This window comes from Pseudomonas sp. HY2-MNA-CIBAN-0224 (assembly GCF_040310285.1).
Taxonomy (GTDB): domain Bacteria; phylum Pseudomonadota; class Gammaproteobacteria; order Pseudomonadales; family Pseudomonadaceae; genus Aquipseudomonas; species Aquipseudomonas helleri.
Genome location: NZ_JBEOPQ010000931.1, coordinates 1 through 233, shown reverse-complemented (window position 1 = coordinate 233; position 233 = coordinate 1). Strand labels below are relative to the sequence as shown.

The window sequence follows — 233 nt, the reverse complement described above, 5'->3', positions numbered from 1 at the left end:
GCATTGATGCGCGTGGCTGACAGTCATATTCGCTTGGGTCACGTTGAGTGGATTGCCAGCTTCGCCCCTGATTTACTCAATGAATTTACCGATTATATGATTGATACGTACTATCCAAAGTGCCGCCAAAGCGAGACACCCGTGTTGGCATTTTTGACCGCCGTGGTTGAGCGTACCGCACGAATGATTGCGGACTGGCAGCTAATCGGCTTTGCTCATGGCGTGATGAATAC

1 protein-coding gene is annotated in these 233 nt (G+C 50.2%); it reads left to right on the top strand.

Features of this window, described 5'->3' with window-relative positions; translation table 11 throughout:
• The coding region (locus tag AAEZ03_RS28985) for a protein adenylyltransferase SelO family protein (RefSeq protein ID WP_350583459.1) at positions 1–233 on the top strand (233 nt) is incomplete at both ends.